This is a genomic window from Blastococcus sp. SYSU D00669, assembly GCF_054050715.1.
In genome coordinates, this window is record NZ_JBJGZV010000008.1 from 13,937 (window position 1) to 34,458 (window position 20,522).

Annotated in this window: 21 protein-coding genes; 7 read left to right on the plus strand and 14 right to left on the minus strand. The window is 76.3% G+C overall.

All coding sequences use genetic code 11. The features are described from left to right. Positions 1 to 175: 175 nt before the first annotated feature. Positions 176 to 1,213, minus strand: coding sequence for a YlbL family protein (locus ACI8AF_RS07705; protein ID WP_456539098.1), 1,038 nt, complete (start codon positions 1,211 to 1,213; stop codon positions 176 to 178). A 139-nt stretch (positions 1,214 to 1,352) separates the two neighbouring features. On the opposite strand from ACI8AF_RS07705, the gene ACI8AF_RS07710 reads away from it, so the two are divergent. After that, a complete protein-coding gene (locus tag ACI8AF_RS07710) occupies positions 1,353 to 2,768 on the plus strand; it encodes a zinc-dependent metalloprotease (protein ID WP_456539099.1) in 1,416 nt (471 codons plus the stop codon). Positions 2,769 to 2,796: 28 nt separating this feature from the next. Here ACI8AF_RS07710 and ACI8AF_RS07715 read toward each other — a convergent pair whose 3' ends face one another. Further along, entirely contained in the window at positions 2,797 to 3,267 is a 471-nt protein-coding gene (locus ACI8AF_RS07715; protein ID WP_456539100.1) for a BLUF domain-containing protein, read from the minus strand. Between the two features lie 116 nt (positions 3,268 to 3,383). Continuing rightward, the gene (locus tag ACI8AF_RS07720) at positions 3,384 to 4,028 is read right to left on the minus strand and encodes a M48 metallopeptidase family protein (RefSeq protein ID WP_456539101.1); all 645 of its coding nucleotides are present in this window, start codon (positions 4,026 to 4,028) and stop codon (positions 3,384 to 3,386) included. Between the two features lie 404 nt (positions 4,029 to 4,432). Here ACI8AF_RS07720 and ACI8AF_RS07725 point away from each other — a divergent pair, with 404 nt between their 5' ends. The 3 genes from ACI8AF_RS07725 (at position 4,433) to ACI8AF_RS07735 (ending at position 7,219) form a co-directional block, all read left to right on the plus strand. After that, positions 4,433 to 4,585, plus strand: coding sequence for a DUF5679 domain-containing protein (locus ACI8AF_RS07725; protein WP_012950213.1), 153 nt, complete (start codon positions 4,433 to 4,435; stop codon positions 4,583 to 4,585). A gap of 119 nt (positions 4,586 to 4,704) precedes the next feature. Next, positions 4,705 to 5,808 carry a ThiF family adenylyltransferase gene (locus ACI8AF_RS07730; protein ID WP_456539102.1) on the plus strand — a complete coding sequence of 368 codons (1,104 nt, stop codon included), beginning with the start codon at positions 4,705 to 4,707 and terminating at the stop codon, positions 5,806 to 5,808. 82 nt (positions 5,809 to 5,890) lie between these two features. Continuing rightward, positions 5,891 to 7,219 (plus strand): ABC1 kinase family protein, encoded by a 1,329-nt coding sequence (locus ACI8AF_RS07735; protein ID WP_456539103.1) that lies wholly within the window; start codon positions 5,891 to 5,893, stop codon positions 7,217 to 7,219. A gap of 17 nt (positions 7,220 to 7,236) precedes the next feature. Here ACI8AF_RS07735 and ACI8AF_RS07740 read toward each other — a convergent pair whose 3' ends face one another. The 5 genes from ACI8AF_RS07740 to ACI8AF_RS07760 form a co-directional block, all read right to left on the minus strand. Continuing rightward, positions 7,237 to 7,440: a hypothetical protein gene (locus ACI8AF_RS07740; RefSeq protein WP_456539104.1), complete on the minus strand. Its 204-nt coding sequence runs from the start codon at positions 7,438 to 7,440 to the stop codon at positions 7,237 to 7,239. Positions 7,441 to 7,577: 137 nt separating this feature from the next. Then, positions 7,578 to 7,742 (minus strand): hypothetical protein, encoded by a 165-nt coding sequence (locus ACI8AF_RS07745; RefSeq protein ID WP_456539105.1) that lies wholly within the window; start codon positions 7,740 to 7,742, stop codon positions 7,578 to 7,580. Between the two features lie 85 nt (positions 7,743 to 7,827). Beyond that, complete coding sequence (locus ACI8AF_RS07750) at positions 7,828 to 8,067, minus strand: WhiB family transcriptional regulator (protein ID WP_456539106.1); 240 nt, start codon at positions 8,065 to 8,067, stop codon at positions 7,828 to 7,830. Between the two features lie 236 nt (positions 8,068 to 8,303). Then, positions 8,304 to 8,600 carry a hypothetical protein gene (locus ACI8AF_RS07755; RefSeq protein WP_456539107.1) on the minus strand — a complete coding sequence of 99 codons (297 nt, stop codon included), beginning with the start codon at positions 8,598 to 8,600 and terminating at the stop codon, positions 8,304 to 8,306. A 190-nt stretch (positions 8,601 to 8,790) separates the two neighbouring features. Further along, positions 8,791 to 10,809 carry an ATP-dependent helicase gene (locus ACI8AF_RS07760; protein WP_456539108.1) on the minus strand — a complete coding sequence of 673 codons (2,019 nt, stop codon included), beginning with the start codon at positions 10,807 to 10,809 and terminating at the stop codon, positions 8,791 to 8,793. 157 nt (positions 10,810 to 10,966) lie between these two features. Between ACI8AF_RS07760 and ACI8AF_RS07765 the strand changes: the two genes are divergently transcribed. The 3 genes from ACI8AF_RS07765 (at position 10,967) to ACI8AF_RS07775 (ending at position 12,662) form a co-directional block, all read left to right on the plus strand. Then, the gene (locus tag ACI8AF_RS07765) at positions 10,967 to 11,239 is read left to right on the plus strand and encodes a mycoredoxin (protein WP_456539109.1); all 273 of its coding nucleotides are present in this window, start codon (positions 10,967 to 10,969) and stop codon (positions 11,237 to 11,239) included. A gap of 200 nt (positions 11,240 to 11,439) precedes the next feature. Next, positions 11,440 to 12,012, plus strand: coding sequence for an ANTAR domain-containing protein (locus ACI8AF_RS07770; RefSeq protein ID WP_456539110.1), 573 nt, complete (start codon positions 11,440 to 11,442; stop codon positions 12,010 to 12,012). 182 nt (positions 12,013 to 12,194) lie between these two features. Next, positions 12,195 to 12,662, plus strand: coding sequence for a uridine kinase (locus ACI8AF_RS07775; protein WP_456539111.1), 468 nt, complete (start codon positions 12,195 to 12,197; stop codon positions 12,660 to 12,662). 154 nt (positions 12,663 to 12,816) lie between these two features. Here the strand turns inward: ACI8AF_RS07775 and nudC are convergent, their stop codons facing one another. The 6 genes from nudC to ACI8AF_RS07805 all read right to left on the minus strand — a co-directional run bounded on the left by nudC (position 12,817) and on the right by ACI8AF_RS07805 (position 20,510). Beyond that, positions 12,817 to 13,770, minus strand: coding sequence for an NAD(+) diphosphatase (gene nudC / locus ACI8AF_RS07780; protein WP_456539112.1), 954 nt, complete (start codon positions 13,768 to 13,770; stop codon positions 12,817 to 12,819). Then, a complete protein-coding gene (locus ACI8AF_RS07785; protein WP_456539113.1) occupies positions 13,767 to 15,128 on the minus strand; it encodes a M16 family metallopeptidase in 1,362 nt (453 codons plus the stop codon). Before ACI8AF_RS07785 ends, nudC begins: the two co-directional genes overlap by 4 nt. A gap of 73 nt (positions 15,129 to 15,201) precedes the next feature. Then, positions 15,202 to 16,512: a M16 family metallopeptidase gene (locus ACI8AF_RS07790; protein WP_456539114.1), complete on the minus strand. Its 1,311-nt coding sequence runs from the start codon at positions 16,510 to 16,512 to the stop codon at positions 15,202 to 15,204. 81 nt (positions 16,513 to 16,593) lie between these two features. Then, positions 16,594 to 17,484, minus strand: a complete 891-nt coding sequence (locus ACI8AF_RS07795; RefSeq protein ID WP_456539115.1) for a DUF2510 domain-containing protein — start codon at positions 17,482 to 17,484, stop codon at positions 16,594 to 16,596. Positions 17,485 to 17,524: 40 nt separating this feature from the next. Beyond that, positions 17,525 to 19,114: a protein kinase domain-containing protein gene (locus tag ACI8AF_RS07800; protein WP_456539116.1), complete on the minus strand. Its 1,590-nt coding sequence runs from the start codon at positions 19,112 to 19,114 to the stop codon at positions 17,525 to 17,527. Further along, positions 19,098 to 20,510 (minus strand): M20/M25/M40 family metallo-hydrolase, encoded by a 1,413-nt coding sequence (locus ACI8AF_RS07805; protein WP_456539117.1) that lies wholly within the window; start codon positions 20,508 to 20,510, stop codon positions 19,098 to 19,100. Before ACI8AF_RS07805 ends, ACI8AF_RS07800 begins: the two co-directional genes overlap by 17 nt. Between the last annotated feature and the right edge of the window lie 12 nt (positions 20,511 to 20,522).

The window sequence follows — 20,522 nt, forward strand, 5'->3', positions numbered from 1 at the left end:
CACGAGCGGTCTCCTTCAGTTGCAGGGTGGCCGGGGCCACGGGTGGGGCTGGGAAGCCCCTGTGGTTCAGGTCAGAGTCATCTCAGGACAACGCACCGGGCGGTCCCGGGTTCCCGCGCCCGCCGGGGTTGGCCGACAGCTTCCTCCACGCGGGGCGGGACCGGTCGCACGGGGCTCAGCACGTCGGCGGGGTGCGGCCGGCACGGTGGTCGGCGAGCGCGTCGAGGGCGTCGTCGAGGGTCGCCACCTCGGCCAGCACCAGCCCCGGTTGAGGGGCCTGCAGCGCCTCGTCGCAGTTGCCCTCGGGGACGAGGAACAAGGTGGCGCCGATCTCGCGCGCGGACACCATCTTCAGCTGCACGCCGCCGATGGGCCCGACGGTGCCGTCGAGGTCGATCGTGCCCGTCCCGGCGATCACGTCGCCGGCGGTGAGGTCGTCCTCGCCGACCAGCGCCAGGATGCCCAGGGTCAGCATCAGGCCGGCCGAGGGGCCGCCGACCTCGCGGCCCCGGGCGTCCTTGACCGAGATGTCGACGTCGAACGGGGCCGACGGCTGCTCGCGGACGAGCACGCCCAGCAGCGAGCCCTCCCGGTCCTCGGCCGCCCGTGTCGTGACCGTCGTCGTCCCTGCCTCGCCCAGCCGCGTGTAGGCGACCTCGACCGCCGTCCCGCCGGGGATCGAGGTGAGGACCTCGTCCAGGGCGTCGGTGTCGGGGACCGGGCGGCCGTCGACCGACTCGATGGCGTCGCCCTCCTCCAGCCGGCCGTCGGACGGCGAGTCGTCCGACAGCCCCTGGACGACGACCTTGTCCGGGTACCCGAGGCGGTCCAGGGCGACGGTCTCGGCGGTCTCCTCGGAGGTCAGGAACGCCTCGCGGTTCTGCTGCCGGGTCTCCTCGGGGGACTGGTCCGGCGGGTACACCGACTCCTCCGGGACGACGGTGACCTCGTCGTCGAACCAGCCGCGGACCGCCTCGACCAGGCTCAGGCCCGCGCCGCTGACGCCCACCGTCGTGAGGTTGAGGTTGCCCTCGACGTCGTTGGCCTCGCGGCCCTCGACCGTGATGATCGGCGTGCCGTCGATGTCGCCGATGGTGTTGTAGGTCGGCCCGGGCACCTCCGCCACGTACGGCACCGGCACCGCAGCCCCCAGCAGCCCGAAGACCACCAGGAGGACGGCACCGACCAGGACGACGGCGCTCCGACGAGTCACGTCGCGCGAGGATAGGCGAAGGGCCCCCTGCCCCCCGCCACTCGCAGGCTCGCGGCGGGCCCCTGCCGGGGGCCGGCCTGTCCGCTGAGGGCGGACAGGGAGCTCCGCCGGCGGAAGATCACGCGTCTACCGTGGGGGCATGAGCGACCTGCCGTTCGGCTTCGGGCTCCCCGACCGCGACCCCGAGGGCAACGACCCGGCGAAGCGCAACCAGCCGCCGTCCGGGGCGGACCCCTTCGGCTTCGCCGCGCTCTTCGGCGGTGCCGGTGGCGCCGGTGGCGCCGGCTCGCCCGAGGACCTGCTCGGCAAGATGCCGCTGTTCGCCGAGCTGCAGAAGCTGATGAACTGGTCCGGCGGCCCGGTCAACTGGGACCTCGCCCGGCAGGGTGCGATCAGCCAGCTCGCCGCCGGGCACCAGCCGACGTCGGAGGCGGAGCGGGCGGCGGTGGCCGAGTCCCTGCGGCTGGCCGACCTCTGGCTGGACCAGGTGACCGACCTGCCCTCGGGCGTCGACCGGGCGCTGGCCTGGTCGCGGGTCGAGTGGGTGGAGCAGACGCTGCCGGCGTGGAGCGCCCTCATCGACCCGCTGGCCGAGCGCGTGGTGGCCGCGATGACCAGCGCGCTGCCCCAGGAGGCGGCCAGCATGCTCGGCCCGATCGCCGGGATCATGGGCCGGATGGGCGGCATGATGTTCGGCGCCCAGGTCGGCCAGGCCCTCGGCCGGCTCGCCGACGAGGTCGTCACCAGCACCGACGTCGGGCTGCCGCTGGCCCCGGCCGGCGCCGGGGTCCTCGTCCCGCAGAACGTCGCCGAGTTCGCCGCCGGCCTCGACCGGCCGGCCGACGAGGTGCGGCTGTTCCTCGCGCTGCGCGAGGCCGCGTCGCAGCGGCTGTTCGCGCACGTGCCGTGGCTGCGCCAGCAGCTCACCGACGCCGTCCACGCCTACGCGCGCGGCATCAAGGTCGACCGCGAGGCGATCGAGCGGGGCATCGCCGAGGCGATGGGCGGCATGGAGGGCGGCCTGGACCCCAGCGACCCCGAGGCGATCCAGCGGCTGCTGGGCAGCGGCGTGCTCGAGCCCGAGGAGACCCCCGAGCAGCAGATGGCCCTGCGCCGGCTGGAGACCCTGCTCGCCCTGGTCGAGGGGTGGGTCGACACCGTGGTCGCCGCCGCCGCGGGCGACCGGCTGCCCGGCCACCAGGCGCTGGCCGAGACGATGCGCCGGCGGCGGGCCTCCGGCGGTCCGGCCGAGCAGACGTTCGCCACCCTCGTGGGGCTGCAGCTGCGCCCGCGCCGGCTCCGCGACGCCGCCACCGTCTGGGCGGCGATGGGCGCGCAGCACGGCACCGACGCGCGCGACCGGCTGTGGTCGCACCCCGACCTGCTGCCGACGTCGGACGACCTGGACGAGCCGCTGGACTTCGTCGCCCGCCAGGGGCTGGACGACGAGCTCGCCGCGCTGACCGCCGACGACGCGCAGGAGCCGGCCGGCGAGGAGCCCGACGGCGGGCCGGCCGAGCGGGACGACCACGAGGACGGCCCGGCGACCGGCTGAGCCCTGGGGTCCCGACCGGCGGGACGGGTCACACCGTCTGGGCGGCCGATCGCACGGCGTCCCGCATGACGTCGAGGACCTGGTCCTGCTCGGCCGTGGCCGGCCGGCCGGCGGCCCGGGAGATGCCGTCGGTGTGCGCGATCAGCGGGATGTCGGGTTCGTCGGCCTCGTCCGAGACGCGCGCCATGGCCCAGCGGCCGAAGACCCGGCGCTCGACCGGCTCGGTCTGCAGGAGGCTGACCCGCTCGTGCCGGACGTCGCGCTCGATCCGGGCGTAGAGGGCCCGCACCGCGGCCTCGTCCCCTTCGAGGACCTGCACGAACCAGTCGCCGTGCACGGGCAGGGCGCCGGTGACCTGCCGCTCCTTGTTGTTCCGGCGCGCCTGGGTGAACAGGCCGCCCAGCTCCTGCTTGGGCACCGGCGCGGGGATGCGGTTGCGGCTGCGGTACATCAGCCGGAACACCGGTCCGGCGCCCTGCCCCTGAGCGATCTCTGGCATGACCGTCTCCCTCGGGCGTCGGCCGAGGACACGAGGACCGTGGTGCGGCCGCGCCGCAGGGAAGCCTGCCCACGGGTTCGCCGGTCGTGCTGTCTCGCTTCGCGACGGCGCGGACCTCAGTCGACGAGCTCGCCGTCGGCCATGTGGCCCGCGGCGTTGGCCAGCTCCACGCCCTCGAGGAAGCCGCGCGCCCGCTCGGCCTTGGGGTAGCGGGCGACCAGGGCCCAGAAGCGCTCGTCGTGACCGGGCTCGAGCAGGTGCACGAGCTCGTGCACCAGCACGTAGTCGACGACGTACTCGGGCATCGTGCGCAGCCGCGTCGACAGCCGGATGCTGCCGTCGGCAGGGGTGCACGACCCCCACCGGCGGTGCTGGTTGTCCACCCACCGGACGCTGGCCGGCTGGGGGATGCCGTCGAGGTGGGCGGCCGAGAGCGCCCGTGCCCGGGCCATGAGCTCCGTGTCGCCGCCCAGGGACCGGCGCCGCCGCTCCTCCCGCGTCTGCAGCTTGGCGACCATCTGGGCCACCCAGCGCCGCTCCTCCGCCGGGCTGAAGGCCGCCGGGATGAGCACGACGGTGCGGCCCAGCTCCCGGTAGGCGGTGACGGTCCGCCGACGGCGGGCGCTGCGCCGGACCTCGACGTCGGCCGGCAGCTCCTCGGTCGCGCCCCGGCTGCTCCGGGCAGCAGGCAGCGATCGGCCGCCCGAGCGGGCGGCCGAGGGACGAGAGCTGTCGGGAGCGTCGGGGATCGAGCCGGGCACGGCTGCACCGTATCCAGTGGCGACCCGTTCCGCGCGCACGACGTCCACCGGTCGGGGACGGTTCGTCCGACCGGTGGACACCGCCCGCGGCGGCACTCCCCCGATGGGCTGGCACCGATGTCGTTCCACAACCCCCCGAGGCCCCGTCCCCGCTGGTGAAGCCCCTGTTCGGGGCGGTCGACCGGGGTCGTGGTCGGCGCGTCGTGCGCAGGTTCCGCACAGGGACACGCCGGTGCGTCAACACCCCGTCCACATCGTTGTCCACAGGGTGGGGACGGCGCCGGCCGTCCGGCGGCCCCGGCCGCCCACCCCACCAGCGAGAACGTCGGGCCCGCTCCGAGTACCGTCCCCCGCAGCGGCGCCCCGACCGGCCAGTGGGACGCCTTGGACACCGAGGAGAGACCGTGGCGGAGAGCTACAACGGCTACTGCGTGAAGTGCAAGGAGAAGCGGGACTTCGACGGCGAGGTCAAGGTCAGCGAGTCCGGTCGCCGGATGGCCCAGGGCACCTGCCCCGTCTGCGGCACCAAGATGAACCGGATCCTCGGCAAGGCCTGAGACAGGACCGCACTGCCCCCGACGGCGGCGTCCCGCAGCAGCGGGACGCCGCCGTCGGCGTCTGCGGGGCCTGTGGACGGCGGCAGCACCGGCGCCCGCCCGCTGCGACGCTCGACCGCGTGACGCACCCGCTGCTCCCCTCCGCCGTCCCCGTGCTCCGCGACGGGCCCGACGCGGTGCGGGTCGGTGGCGTGGACTCCGCCGACGGGCTGCTGGTGGCGGCCGGCGGCGGCTGGGTGCGCGAGCTGCTGCGCTCGCTGGACGGGCGGCGGGCCCAGCGGGCGGTGCTGGCCGACGCCGCCCGCGACGGGCTCGACCCGGTCGCGGTCGGCGCACTGCTCGGCGGGCTGCGCTCGGCCGGCCTGCTGGTCGACCTCGACCCGGCCGACCTGCTCGCCGCCGACGCCGGTCCGGCCGCCGAGGCGCGCACCGCCACCGAGCTGCCGGCCGCGCTGGCCGGCGGCCCGCTGGGCTGGCGGTCGCGCCGGGCGGCGGCGGTGGTCGTCGACGGCGCCACACGCGTGGGCGTGCCGCTCGCCGCCGTGCTCGCGGCCAGCGGGGTCGGCCGGGTGAGCGTCCGCGACGACGCCCCCACCACGGCGGCCGACGCCGTGGTCGGCGGGCTCACCGCCGCCGACGAGGGGCGGCCGCGCTCCCTGGCCGCCGCCGACGCGGTGCGCCGCGCCAGCCCCCTGACCGACCTGCGGCCGATCGCGGGCGGCGCGGCCGACCTCGTCGTCCTGGCCCGGCCCTGGGCCGCCTCCGACCCGCTGGCCGCGGGCGTGCACCGGGCCGGCGTCCCGCACCTGGTGGCCACCGTCCGCGGTCAGACCGGCGTGGTCGGCCCCTTCGTGGTCCCCGGCGTGACGAGCTGCCTGCGCTGCGCCGACCTGCACCGCCGCGACGCCGACCCCCGCTGGCCCGGGCTGGCCGCGCAGCTGACCGCCGGCGAGGCCCCGGCCGCAGGCGCCACGGTCACCTGCCTGCTGACCGCGGTGGTGGCGGCGGTGCAGGTGCTCGCCTTCCTCGACGGCGCCGCGGCCCCGGTGGCGCTGGAGGCGACGGTGGAGCTCACCCCGCCCGATCTGCTCCCCCGCGTGCGGCGGTGGCCGGCCCACCCGGCGTGCGGCTGCCGCGCGGCACCGGCGGAGGCGGCCCGGCCCCTTTCGGATGAGCCTCCCGGGGCGCCCGTCGGCGCTCGCGCGGGACGGCAGGGACAATAGGACGGTGAGCGAGCTTGCGAGCTCACCCGAGGGCACAGCAGCGCCGCGAACGCGGCCGACGAGCGCCAGCGAGGAGCGCCACGTGAGCGAAGACGCACGGGGGATCCCGGGAGGTTCGATCTCGCGGACCGCCCGGCTGGCCTCGCTCCCGCTGGGCGCGGCGGGGCGGGCGACTCTCGGGATCGGCAAGCGGCTCTCGGGGCGCCCGGCCGAGGCGGTGCAGGCCGAGCTGCAGCAGCGCACGGCCGAGCAGCTCTTCGCCGTCCTCGGGCAGCTCAAGGGCGGGGCGATGAAGCTCGGCCAGACGCTGTCGGTGTTCGAGGCCGCGGTGCCCGAGGAGATCGCCGCCCCCTACCGCGAGGCGCTGGTCAAGCTGCAGGCCGAGGCGCCGCCGATGCCGGCCCGCACGGTGCACGCCGTGCTGGCCCAGCAGCTGGGCGGGCGCTGGCGCGAGCGCTTCAAGGACTTCGACGACGCCCCCGCCGCGGCGGCCAGCATCGGCCAGGTCCACCGGGCCACCTGGCGCGACGGCCGCGACGTCGCCGTCAAGATCCAGTACCCGGGCGCGGCCACGGCGCTGATCGCCGACCTCAACCAGCTCGCCCGCTTCGGCCGGCTGTTCGCCGCCCTGTTCCCCGGCATGGACGTCAAGCCGCTGATCGCCGAGCTCAAGGCGCGGGCGGTCGAGGAGCTCGACTACGGCCTGGAGGCCGACGCGCAGCGCGCGTTCGCCGCCGCCTACGCGGGCGACCCGCAGATCGCCGTCCCCCGGGTCGTGGCGAGCGCGCCCAAGGTGATCGTGTCCGAGTGGCTCGAGGGCACCCCGCTGTCGCGGATCATCAGCGGCGGCACCAGGGAGGAGCGCGACCACGCCGGCCACCTGCTGGCCGTGCTGCACTTCTCCGGCCCCGAGCGGGCCGGCCTGCTGCACGCCGACCCGCACCCCGGCAACTTCCGGCTGCTCGCCGACGGCCGCATGGGCGTCATCGACTTCGGCGCGACCGCCCGGCTGCCCGACGGCCACCCCGAGCCCATCGGACGGATGCTGCGCTGGGCGCTGGAGGACCGGGCCGAGGAGGTGCTCTCCGACCTGCGGGTCGAGGGGTTCGTCCGGCCGAACGTGGAGGTCGACGCCCACGCGGTGCTGGACTACCTGCGGCCGCTGCTGGCGCCCATCGAGGGCAACCACTTCCACTTCACCCGCGCCTGGATGCAGGAGCAGGCGGCACGGATCGCCGACCCGCGCAACGAGGCCAGCCGGCTGGGCCGCCAGCTGAACCTGCCGCCGGCCTACCTGCTCATCCACCGCGTGACGATGGGGTCGATCGGGGTGCTGTGCCAGCTCGACGCGGCCGGCGACTTCCGCGGCGTCCTCGAGGACTGGCTGCCCGGCTTCGTCGACGGCAACTAGCGCCCTCCCGGCGACCGTCACGGGTCGAGGCGGGCCTCCAGGGCGCGCACGTGGTGGCGGGCGCAGTCGGGGCACAGCGCCGTCGTCCGCGACTCCGCGTCCGTGCGCGGCCCGGTGCGACCGGTGGCGCGAGGCGGGCGGCTCAGCGACCAGCCGGTCGCGAGGGCGGCGGCGCCGGCGGTGTGCCCGCAACCGGCGCAGGTCAGCTCGTCGGGGACCACGGCCCCACTCTGCCCCGCCCCGGGGCCGGCGGGAAGGACGAGGACGAGGAGGGGCCGGGTCCGGACGCACCGGGAGCGTCCGGACCCGGCCCGGCGGGGTGCGGGGGAACTCGTCGTCACCCGCGGGGTGGTCGCCGTCAGCGGACGGCGGCGCTGGCCCGGGCGGCGCGCCGCGACGCGGACTCCGCGCGGCGGGCCCACCGACGGGCGGCACGCATCCGGCGCACGCGGGCCGCGGCGTCGGCGGAGGCCTGCAGGTCACGGATGTGGCTGCGGACCAGGTCCTGCTCGAGGAAGCTCATGATCGTTCCTTCGGTCTCGAAACTCCGGCCCCCGCCCGCCGGGCGGGGAATGTCCTGCGGATCGGTTCGGTGGGTCGCTGTCGCCTCACGCGGCCACCTCCTTGCGGGGACGACCCCGCGGGCGCTTGCGCGCGATGACGACGCCGCGCTCGAAGATCTCGCCGCCCCAGACGCCCCAGGGCTCGCCGCGGTCCAGGGCGCCGGCCAGGCAGGCCGCGCGCACGGGGCACTCGGCGCAGAAGACCTTGGCCTGCTCCAGCTGGGCCGGGCTCTCGGCGAACCACAGCTCCGGGTCCTCGACCCGGCACGGCAGGGGGCGCCGCACCGGTGCCGGGGACAGCGGCGACCGCGGTCGTCTCGGGGTGGGGCCACCTGACCGGGGGAGCCCGGTACGGCGGTGGGCGATCGTCTGCATCACTGCCGCTCTGCTCCTCGTGCTCGATGTGCGCCGGCCGGCGGGGGCCCGCCGACCGGTGGTCGGGGCCGGGAACCGCGGACATCGAAAAGGCCGCGGATCCCGGGTCTCGGGTTCCGCGGCCTCGGAGGAGGACCGGCGAGCGGCTAGCTCTTCGGTCTCCCCGGGGAGTGGATCCCGAGGGGGGTGGTGCCGTCGTTCGGGGTGGTGCCGTCGTTCGGGGTGGTGCCGTCGTGCTTCTGGATGGGCCGCAGGGCCTGCTCGAAGCCCATGACCGGGCCGCGGCGCCGCGTCGGGGCGACGGAGGGCACACCGGTCCCCTGCGCAGCGGCGAGGGCGCCGAGCAGGGACGGGCGGACGGCGGCGCAGGCGTACGGACGCGCGACGACGCTCCCCGTGCCGGGAACCCAGGCGGGAGCGAACGAGATGGTGGTGCTGATCATCGGTGCCCCCTCCTTCCCGGGGTCGGAGCGCGGCCCGCCGGCCGTCTCAGGTCTGGACGCCCCAGGGGTTCCCTCGAGCGCAGACAGGACAGTAGGGGGGTGCCGCTGTGACGGTCAACGCAATTAACGAAGAGTTCCCCGATGGGGTCGGGGAACCGGCTCCGGCCCGTCTCGCCGTCGCTCTGCGAGGTCAGCCGCTCACCGTGGCGAGCACGTCCTCGCCGTAGAGCTCCAGCTTCTTCGCACCGATGCCGGGCAGGTCGGAGAGCTCGCGCATGCTGGCCGGCCGGCTCTCGGCGATCGCCTGCAGCGTGGCGTCGCTGAACACCACGTAGGCGGGGACCGAGGCCGACTGCGCGGCCTGGCTGCGCCAGGCGCGCAGCTTCTCGAACAGCTCCCCCGCCTCGCCCTCGAGCACGACCTTCGGCTTCCTCGCGGTGCGCCGGGCCGGGGGTGCGGTCGGCGCGGACTCCGGCGCCAGCCCGGTGAGGAAGCGGCTGCGCGGCCGGGACCGCCGTCCCCCCGGGTTGCGCGACAGCGACCACGACAGCGTCAGCTGCTCCCGCGCCCGGGTGACCGCGACGTAGAGCAGCCGTCGCTCCTCCTCGACCGCGTCCGGGCGGGACAGGGACTGGGCGATCGGGAGGACGCCGTCGACCAGCCCGACGACGAAGACGACGTCCCACTCCAGGCCCTTGGCGGCGTGCATCGAGGCGAGCGTGACGCCCTGCACGGTCGGCGCGTGCTGGGCGTCGGCCCGCTCCGCCAGGTGCGCGACGAAGCCGGCGAGGTCGAGCGAGCGGTTCTCGGCGACCAGGTCGACGGCGAGGTCGACCAGCGCGGCCAGCGACTGCCAGCGGTCGCGGGCGGCCCCGCCGGGCGGCGGCCGGTGCTCGGCCCAGCCCATCGAGGCCAGCACGTCGCGCACCGCGGGCACGAGCATCCCCGGCTCGTTGCCCCCCGCGGCGGCCCCGCGGAGCAGCACGATCGCCTCGCGGACCTCCGGCCGCTCGAAGAAGCGCTCGCCGCCCTTGAGCACGTACGGGACGCCGGCGTCGGTGAGCGCGTTCTCGTAGACCTCCGACTGCGCGTTGATCCGGAACAGCACGGCGATCTCCGACGCCGGGGTGCCCGCGTCGATGAGCGCCCGGCAGCGGGCGGCCACGGCCGCCGCCTCGGCCGGCTCGTCGGGGTGCTCGCGGAACACCGGCTCGGGGCCCTCGGCGCGCTGACCGAGCAGCCGCAGCCCGGGCAGGCCGCGGCGCCGCGGCGCCTGGCCGATCAGCTTGTTGGCCAGTCCGACCACCTGGGGGGTGGAGCGGTAGTCGCGCTCGAGCTTGACCACCTCGGCGTCGGGATAGCGGTCGGCGAAGCCCAGCAGGTAGTCGGGGTCGGCGCCGGTGAAGGAGTAGATGGTCTGGTTCGGGTCGCCGACGACGCAGACCTCGGCCCGCCCGCCCAACCAGGCGTCGAGCAGCCGCTGCTGCAGCGGGTTGACGTCCTGGTACTCGTCGACGACGAAGTGCCGGTACTGCCCGCGCACCTGGCGGGCGACGTCGTCGTGCTCCTCCAGTGCGTAGGCGGTGACCAGCAGCAGGTCCTCGAAGTCGAGCACGCCCTCGCGCTGCTTGGCCGACTCGTAGCTCTCGTACACCCGGGCGACGGCGGCGGCCTCGAACGGCGGCTCCCGGCCGGCGGCCTGGGCGCGGGCCGGGTAGTCCTCGGCGGTGGCGAGCGTCGTCTTGGCCCACTCGATCTCGCTGGCCAGGTCGCGCAGGCTCGTGCGGTCGGTCGACAGCCGCGCCCGCGACGCGGCCGAGGCGACCAGCCGCAGCTTGTTCTCGACGAGGGAGGGCATCGGGCCGCCCAGCACGCGCGGCGCGAAGTACCGCAGCTGGCGCATGGCCGCCGCGTGGAAGGTGCGCGCCTGGACGCCGCCCACACCCAGGCCGGCCAGCCGGCCGCGCAGCTCCCCCGCGGCTCGCGCGGTGAAGGTGACGGCGAGCACCTGCTCGGGCACGAAGGCGCCGGTGTGCACGCCGTAGGCGATGCGGTGGGTGATGGTGCGGGTCTTGCCGGTGCCCGCACCGGCCAGGATGCAGACCGGCCCGGTGACCGCCTGCGCCGCGGTGCGCTGCTCGTCGTCCAGACCGGCCAGCACCGCCTCCGCGCCGGAGACCGTCCCCGTCGCCCCGCCGCTCCCCGGCATCCCGGCTCCCCTCTGCTCGCACCTGCCGGACCGATCCTCCCAGCCGCCGGGGACGTTCTCCGGGAAGCATCCCCAGGAGCCCCGCGTTCCCCTCGCGGACACACAGGGACACCCCCGGGGTGGACCTGCGCCGACGCATCGAGGAGGATCCCGACCGATGACTGCCGCTGCCGCTGCCGTGACCATGTACACCACCACGTGGTGCGGCTACTGCGTCCGGCTCAAGAAGCTGATGCAGCGCGAGGGCATCGAGTACGCGGAGGTCGACATCGAGCGCGACGAGCAGGCGGCGGACGTGGTGATGGCGGCGAACGGCGGCAACCGCACCGTGCCCACGCTCGTCTTCCCCGATGGCACCGCGCTCACCAACCCGAGCATCGACCAGGTCAAGAACGCTCTCGCTCAGTCATCGAGGTTGAACGGCGCGTGATCCCCGGACCACGGCCCCCCAGGGGGCATGATCGCCCCGTGGCGGGCCGTGACCGCGGCCGCGCCCCGGTCCGGCCGCTGCGGCCGGGTTCTCCCGCGGAGGTTCCCGGAGTGGGAGTGCGCAGCGAACGCACGGGCGCCCTTCCGCCACGCCCTGAAACGGTCCACCTCCCCGAGCTCGCGGGCGACGGCGAGGCGGTCGTGGCGGTCGTGCGCACCCCGCGCGGCTGGTCGGTGATCTGCCCCGGCGGCGCGGCCCCGGTGACCTCGCTCGTGGAGGGCCTCTCCCTCGCCGACCTGCTCGGCGAGGAGTTCGGCGTGCCCTGCGAGCCCGACCGCACCACGCGCCGGTCCGCCCGCGGCGCCGCCGACGGCGAGGCCGAGGACCCGCGCGACGCCCGCATCGCCGCGCTGGAGCGCACCGTGGCGCAGCTGGAGCACGCCCTCGCGGCCCGGGTCTCCACCGAGCGCGCGATCGGTGTGCTGGCCGAGCGCCAGGGGATCGACCCGCGGACGGCGTTCGAAGACCTGCGCCGCGCGGCCCGCTCCTCCGGCCGGCCCGTGCACGAGCTCGCCCGCGAGGTCCTCGACAGCCTGGAGGTCCGCGCCGCCGAGCCGGCCGACCGCCGTCCCGACGAGCAGCCGGCCGCCGTGGTGCGGACCGGTGCCCCGTCCGCTCCCCCGCGGCCGCGGCCGCCGTTCGGCCGCCGCGCGGAGCCCGCGCGCACCCGGTCCGGTGCCGCTCCCGGCGCCACCGGGGACGGCCGGTCCTGACCCGGCCGCACCCGCTCACCCCGGCCGCGCTGGCCGACCGCCTCGCCTCCGCCCTCGCCGGGCTCCCGCCCGAGCCCGGGGCGACCGCGCTGCGGGTCGCCGTCGACGGCCCTCCGGCCGCCGGCCCCACCGACCTCGCGCGGGCCGTCGCCGACCGGCTGCCGGCACTGGGCCGGGCGGCCGTGGTCGTCCCGGCCGACGGCTTCTACCGGCCGGCGTCGCTGCGCTTCGAGCACGGCCGCACCGATCCCGACGCCCGCTACACCGACTGGCTCGACACCGGGGCGCTGGCCCGGGAGGTGCTCGACCCGCTCGGCCCCGGGGGCAGCGGCGAGTACCTGCCGGTGCTGTGGGACCTCGCGCGCGACCGCGCGGCGCGGGCGGCCCGGGAGCCGATGCCGGCCGGCGGGGTCGTGCTCGTGCCGGGCGCGCTGCTGCAGGGCCTCGGCCTGGCCCTCGACGTCGTCGTCCACCTGCGGATGAGCCCGGCCGCGCGGCGCCGGCGCACCCCGGACGACCAGGCATGGGAGCTGCCGGCCTTCGACCGGTACGACGCCGAGGTCGACCCCGAGGCGCTCGCCGACGCCGTCGTGCTGGCCGACCACCCGGAGAAGCCCGCCCTCGTGCTGGCGGGCCGGCTGCTCGGCTGACGCGGTGCAGGCATCCGCCCGGTGACGTACCACGACCGTCCGCAGACGCCCTCTGCCGGCACCGGGCGGATGCAGGTCCTTCTCTACCGGAGCAGATCCGGGCGCAGAAGGGCGCGGCCTCACGCGTTCCCGCGGGAACGTCGTGGCGCGCCGCTCAGACCTGCCCCTCGACCCAGCGGTCGATGATGTGCCGGGCGATCGACACCGGCGGCGGCAGTGCCCGCGGGCCGCCGCCGGAGCGCAGCTCGTCCCGGGTGAACCAGCGGGCCTCCTCGATCTCGTCCTCGTCGAGGCGGATCGTGTCGTCGCCGTCCACCCGGGCGGTGAACCCGAGCATGAGCGACTGCGGGAACGGCCACGGCTGGCTGCTCACGTAGCGGATGTCGGTGACCTGCAGGCCGACCTCCTCGGCGACCTCCCGGGCCACCGCACCCTCGGCCGACTCCCCCGGCTCCACGAAGCCGGCCAGGATCGAGAAGCGCCCCGGCGGCCAGACCGCCTGCCGGCCGAGCAGGCACCGGTCGCCGCCGTCGTGCACGAGCATGATCACCGCGGGGTCGGTGCGGGGGAACAGCTCGGCGCCGGTCTCGGGGTCGCGCTGCACCCAGCCGGCCCGCTCGATGGTGGTGGCCGCGCCCGACAGGGGGCTGAACCGGTTGCGCTCGTGCCACTCGAGGATGCCGATGGCCTCGGCGAGCAGGCCGGCGTCGAGGTCGCCGAGGTCGGCGCCGATCTCGCGCAGCCCGGTCCAGGCGTCGACCGGGCGGCCGTTGACGGTCAGCGCCCGCTCGCCGCGGATCGCCGCGAACGGCACGCCGTCGGCCTCGCCCAGGTAGACCGCGCCCACCGGCAGCTCGGGCTGCTCGTCCCAGATCAGCTCCGGTCCGCCCGGGCCCTCGTGCACGGGGACGCTGCGCCGCTGGTCGACGGTGAGCACCCGCACCGGCCGGCCGCCGGTCGGGTTGTCGAGGTCGCGCTGCCGGTGCCCGCGGTCGTGCGCGGAGCGCGAGAGAACCGGGATGCTGCCCGTGGTGCCGCGCGTGCCGACCGGCCAGGCCCCCCGGTCGACCGGCGGGTTGTCGGCGGGGGTGCTCCCGGGAGCGGTCATGCCTCGACCGCCGCCACCTGCACCGCGCCCAGGGCGCGCAGCGGCTCGGCGACCACCCCGGCGTCGCCGACCACCACGGCCGTCAGCGCGGACGGCGCCAGGTAGCGGCGGGCCGCCTCCTGCACCTCGGCGACGGTGACCGCGGCCAGCGCCCGCTGGTGCTCGGCCAGCCAGTCGGCCGACAGCCCGGCGCCGACCAGCGCCGACAGGGTGCTCGCCAGCCCGGCGTGGGTCGCCGTCGCCAGCGCCATGCTGCCCAGCACGTAGCGGCGGGCCCCGTCGAGCTCGGCCTCGGTCACCGGCGTGAGCGCCATCCGGCCGAGCTCGTACCAGGTCTCCAGCAGCGCCGGCGCGGTCACCTCGGTGGCGACGTCGGCCTCGACGAGGAAGGACGACGCGGCCGCGAGGTGGTCGACCGAGCTGCGCGGGCTGTAGGTGTAGCCGCGCCGCTCACGGATGTTCTCGACCAGCCGCGAGGAGAAGTAGCCGCCGAAGACCATGTTGGCCAGCCGGACGGCGGCCAGGTCGGGGTCGGTGCGGCCGGGGGCGGGCCCGCCGAGCCGCAGGTTGGACTGCACGGCGCCGGGCCGGTCGACGATCTCCAGCACCCCGGGGTCGACGACCGGCGCGGGCGGCGCGCTGATCGCCTCACCGTCCCTCGACCACCTGGCCAGCGCGGTGCCGGCCGCGTCGGCCGCCGCCCGCGGGTCGAGGTCGCCGACCAGCACCAGCGTGCTGCCGGCGGGGACGACGCGGTCGCGGTGCAGCGTGCGCAGCGCGGTGCTGCGGACGGCCGAGACCAGCTCGGGCGTCGGCAGCTGCAGCGCGTACGGGTGGTTGCCGTAGCGGCGGGCCGCCAGCGCGGTGCGGGCGATGACCCCGGGCTGCGACCGGGCGATGCCGATGCGCTCGGCGACGCGGGCGCGCTCGCCCTCCACCCGGTCGTTCGGGTAGGTCGCCGCCGTCAGCACCTCGGCCAGCACGCCGAGGACGGCGGGCAGCCCCTCGGGCAGCAGCGTGGTGGAGAACAGCAGCCGGTCGGGATCGGCGCTCACCGACAGCTCGGCGCCGTGGCCCTGCAGCAGCTGGGCGATCTCGGTCTGGTCGTGCTGCGTCGTCCCCTGGAGGACGGCGCCGGACAGGACGGCGGCGCGGGCGGTGTGCGTGGCGGCGCTGCGCGCGCTGGAGGCCGCGAACGGCACCCGCAGCCGCAGCTCCACCAGCGGGACGCCGGGCCGCGGGACGACGACCACGCGCAGGCCGGTGGGCAGCACGGTCTCGGTGACCGGCGGCGCCGGCTGCGGACGCGGCTCGCCCAGCGGCGGGATCAGCGACAGGTCCAGGGTGGGGGCGCTCACGAGGCCTCCTCGCCGGTGCTCGTCGGCCGCGTCCGCGGCGCTGCTGCGTACATCGGTGAGCTCGCGAGCTCGCTCACTTGGCGCCTCCCGTCGCCCGCAGCTCCAGGACCGCGGCGGTGCCCGGGTCGAGGCCGCGGGCGGCGACCTGCACCTGCTCCGGCGTCACGGCGGCCAGCCGGGCGGCGAGCTCGCCGGCCAGCTCGGCGCGGCCGTGCACGAGCTCGGACGCGGCGAAGGCGAGCGTGCGGCCCAGGACCGAGTCGGCCTGGCGGAGCAGCTGCGCCTCGGTGCGGGCCTGCACGCGGGCGAGCTCCTCGGGGGCGACGCCGTCCTCGGCCACCCGGGCGACCTCCTCGTGGATGGCGCCGAGCACCTGCTCGACGTCGACCGCGGCCGGGTGGTGCACCTGGGTGGTGAGCAGCGTGGCGTCGCGGACGTCGAAGGGGTCGCCGAACAGGCCGACGTAGCTGCTCTGCGCGATGGCGATCCGGTCGTCGTGGATCAGCCGGCGCTCCAGCCGGGAGGCGTCGCCCTCGCTGAGCAGCTCGGCGAGCAGCACCGTGCCCAGGTAGGTGTCGAGGTCGCCGACCGGGTCGGGGACGCGCCAGCCGACCGCCACCGCCGGCGCCGGGGCGAGCGCGTCCTCGACGGTGCCGCGCCGCGGCGCCGTGGGCGACGGCTCGCCGGTCACCACCCGCGGCGGCACCTCGCGGCCCGGCACGGGGCCGAACCAGCGGCGCACCAGCTTCTCGGTCTCGGCGACGTCGAGGTCCCCGCCGATGCACAGGACGGCGTTGCCGGGCGCGTAGTACTTGTCGAAGAAGTCCGCCGCGTCGTCCACGGTCGAGGACTCGAGGTCGACGAACGAGCCGTAGCCGTCGTGGGTGTTGGCGAAGCTCTCGAAGGCGATCTGCGGCAGCTGCAGCCAGGGGAAGGCGCCGTAGGGCCGGTTGAGCACGTTGACCCGGATCTCCTCCTTGACCACGTCGATCTGGTTGCGGAGGTTCTCCTCGGTGATGGCCGGGGCCGCCATGCGGTCCGCCTCGAGGAACAGCGCGCGCTCGAGCGCCTCGGCCGGCAGCGCCTCGAAGTAGTTCGTGTAGTCCTGGTGCGTCGAGCCGTTGAACGTCCCGCCCGCGGCCTGGACCAGGCGCGCGTGCTCCATCTTGGGCACGTGCGCCGAGCCCTGGAACATCAGGTGCTCGAAGAGGTGGGCGAATCCGGTGCGGCCCTCGGGCTCGTTGCGCATGCCGACGTCGTAGAACACGCTCACCGCCACGACCGGCACGCTGCGGTCGGGGGCGAGGACGACGCGCAGCCCGTTCTCGAGCGAGAAGCGCTCCACCGGGTGCCGCAAGGTCAGTTCGGCCCCAGCTGCTGTCACGCGGACGACAGTAATCGCGGGTTCAGGTCCTCCGCCGTCCGGTCGCCGCCGCGGCGCCGAGCGGCGACCTGGGCAACGGCCTCACAGGACCTGCACGTCGTCGAGCACCTGGTCGATGACGCCGTAGAGCTCGGCGTGGGTGTTGGGGATGGAGATGTAGAGCAGCGCCGGCACGGCCCGGCCGACGTCCACGAGCAGCAGCGCGGCCCGCTCCCCCGTGGAGTCGTAGCCGGCGACGTCCCAGGACAGCTGGAACTCGTACAGGTGCGCCGCGTGCCCGTCGACCGTGCGCGCCTCGTCGCGCAGCACGGTCCGCTCGTTCGGTCCGGGGTAGTAGTTGCCCCGCACGCTGTCGGCCAGCTGCACCACGGTGCTCTGCAGCGTCGACGGCCCGGCCCACCCGTAGCCCTCCGAGAGCGGACCCGACGTGCACTGCGCGATGAAGATCCCGCCGTCGGGGACCTCCTCCTGGGTGGTGAAGTACTGCCCGGCGATGGCCGTCGTCTCGAACTGGTTGCCGAGGTCCCACTCGACCCAGTTCTCGCCCAGCCACGGGTAGGACAGCCCCGAGGCCTCGTCGATGATCCGCACGGTGCCCGGCGGGAACGGGGTCCCCGACGGCGCCGTCGTCGCCGGCGGCGGGGGGTCGGCCACGGTCGGGCCGTCACCGCCGGAGGTGCCGACCAGCACCCCGATCACCAGGACGGCGACCAGCGCGAGCACCGACAGCCCCACCACCCAGCCGGTGGGGAACGGGCGCGGCGACGACGGCGGCGGCACCGGCGAGGGCGTGCTCGGCCGCTCGGGTGCCGGCGGGGCCAGCACCGGTGAGCGCTGCACCGCCACGCCCGGGCCGGCCGGCGTCGTGACGTCCGACCAGCTGATGCCGTTCCACCAGCGCACGTAGCCCGGCGTGCCGTCCGGGTCCGGGTACCAGCCCGGAGCCGGCGCGGAGTCCCCAGGTCCGGTCACGGGAGCACTGTAGGTCGTGGACCCGCGCGAGCAGGAGAGGTCAACCGTCGAGGTCGGCGTGCGAGTCCCACCACGAGGCGAGCTGACCGAGGCCGTCCTCCCCGCCCCCGCGCACCTGCACCACGGCGAGCAGGCCGTCGTCCGACGCCGTCCAGCTGACGACGCTGTCGCCGTCCCCGTCGACGTAGCAGGCGAAGCGGCCGCCCGGCCGCGGCTCGTCGCCGAAGCCGTCGGTCTCCCAGGTGCCGGCCGCCGGTCCGTCCGAGGAGCAGTCGAAGTAGTCCTCGAACGACCCCAGCTGCCGGTCCCCCAGCTCCTGCTCGAAGGCCTGCTCGGCGGCGGTCCCGTCGGGGTGGAGGACGTACCGGGCCTCGGTCGGTCCGTCGTCGCTGCTGCTCGGCCCGCAGTCCAGGACGGTGAGCGCCGCGGCGGGCGGCTCTCCCGCGCTGCAGTCGGCGGCGGCGACGTCGTCGGGGAGGAACTCCGCGAGCAGGCGCTGCTCCGCCCGCTCCGCCGCGGCGCTGCCGTCGCCCACCCCGAGTCCCCACAGCGACCAGCCGACCAGGGCCGCGACCCCGAGCACGGCGGCGACGACCGGCCAGCCCCGCCAGGAGCCCCGCCGCTGCGGGACGGGTGCGAGCGGGGCCGGAGCGGGCGGCGCGTCCATGACCGGCTGCTGCAGCGTCGCCGACCGCTGCGGCTGCAGCGTGGTCTCCGGGGCGCGTCCGCGCGGCGGCGCCGGCACCGGGGCGGCGAGCGCGGCGCGCGCGGCCGCGGCGAGCTCGCCCGCGCCGGCCCACCTCTCCGCGGGGTCCTTGCGCAGCCCGCGCAGCACGACGTCGTCCAGCGCCGCCGGGCAGCCCGGGTGCAGGGTGCTGGGCCGCGGCGGCTCGAGCTGCAGGTGGGCGAACATCAGCGCGGCGCCGTCCGAGCCGGGGAACGGCGGGCGGCCGGTGAGCAGCTCGGCGAGCACGCAGGCCAGCGAGTAGACGTCGCTGCGGCGGTCGTAGGCGCCGGTGTAGCGCTCGGGGGCCATGTAGCCGGCGCTGCCGATGGCCAGCCCGGTCCCGGTCAGCTGGGCCGCCTGCTCGCCGGCGGTCGTGGCGGCGATGCCGAAGTCGACGAGGTAGGCGAAGACGGGGCTGCCCGCCCCGGCCTCGGCGCTGGTCAGCAGCACGTTCGACGGCTTCACGTCGCGGTGCACGAGGCCGTCGGCGTGCGCGGCGTCCAGGGCCGCCGCCACCTGCCCCACGACGTCGACCGCCGGCGCCGGGTCCAGCGCGCCGTCCCGTGCCAGCCGCGCCGAGAGGCTCTCCCCCTGCACCAGCCGCATGTCGAGGAAGAGCCGCCCGGCGATCTCGCCGTAGCGGTGGATCGGGACGACGTGCGGCTCGCGCAGCCGGGCGACCACGCGGGACTCGCGGCGGAACCGCTCGCGGAAGACCTCGTCGGCGGTCCAGGCGTCGGCCAGCACCTTGAGCGCGACCTCGCGGTCGTGCTCGTCGTCGTGGGCGTGCCACACCTGCCCCATGCCGCCCTGGCCGATGAGGCTCAGCAGGCGGTACGGCCCGAACGACCCGCCCGCCGCCAGCGGCCCCGCCGCGGCGGGCGGCTCAACCGCGCCGGACACCGGCCAGCTCGCGCCACAGGTGGGCCGCCGCCTCGGCCCCGCGGTGCAGCATCGGCAGCAGCACCCGCTCGTTCGGCGAGTGGATGCGGTCGGTGGGCAGGCCCGCGCCGAGGAAGACCAGCGGCGCGCCGAGCTGCTCGACCAGGTCGGCCTCCGGTCCGCTGCCGCCCTCCTTCATGAACAGCACCTGGTCGGGCTCGCTGTCCCAGGCCTGGGCGATCGCGCGCAGCAGGGCGTCCATCCACGGGGAGTCGAGGTCGCTCGCGCACGGGGCGACGCCCCCCGGCGGGGTGTGCACCTCGGCCTCGATGCCCTCGGGCAGGTTGGCCTCGACCCAGGCCCGCACCATCGCCCCGACGTCCTCCGGGCGCTGGTCGGCGACCAGCCGGAAGGTGATCTTGGCGTGCGCCTCGGCCGGGATGATCGTCTTGTGCCCGGGGCCGGTGTAGCCGCCCCACATGCCGTTCACCTCCGCGGTCGGCCGGGCGCCGATCCGCTCCTGCGTGGTGAACCCCGCCTCCCCGGTGGCCACCCGCGAGGCGGCCGGCCCGGCCAGCCACCCCGCCTCGTCGAAGGGCACCCGGCCCATGAGCTCGCGCTCGCGGTCGGACAGCGGCCGCACCTTGTCGTAGAACCCCGGCAGGGTGACCCGGCCCTGGTCGTCGTGCAGCCGGCTGACCAGCGTCGCCAGCGCGTGCAGCGGGTTGGGGACGCCGCCGCCGAACGAGCCGGAGTGCAGGTCGACGGCCGGGCCGCGGAGGGTGATCTCGGCGTCGGCCAGCCCGCGCATCGACGTCACCGCGCTGGGCAGGTGCGGCGCGGCCATGCCGGTGTCGCTGACCACGACGACGTCGCAGTCGAGCCGGTCGCGCCGCTCGCGCAGCAGGTCGGCGAAGTGCGGCGACCCGGACTCCTCCTCGCCCTCGATCAGCAGCTTGACCGTCACGGCGGGGGTGTCGCGGCCGGTGGCGGCCAGGTGGGCGCGCATGCCGAGCAGGTGGAAGGCGACGTTGCCCTTGTCGTCGATGGCACCGCGGGCGTGCAGCTCGGGCCCGTCCGGCCCCTCCACGCGGGTGGGCTCGAACGGCGGGTGCACCCACAGCTCCAGCGGGTCGACCGGCTGGACGTCGTGGTGCCCGTAGACCAGCGCGACCGGGGCGCCGGGGTCGGCCGAGGGCCACTCCGCGAAGACCGCCGGGGCGCCGGGGGTCGGCCAGACCTCGACGACCGGGAAGCCCGTGCGGCGCAGCGCCTCCGCCAGCCAGGCGGCGCTGCGGGCCACCTCGGGCGCGTGCGCGGGGTCGGCCGAGATCGACGGGATGCGCAGCCAGGCGTCGAGGTCGGCGTGCAGGTCGTCGAGGTGGGCGGTCACGAACTCGCGCTCGGGGCTGGTCACGGCCACCGACGG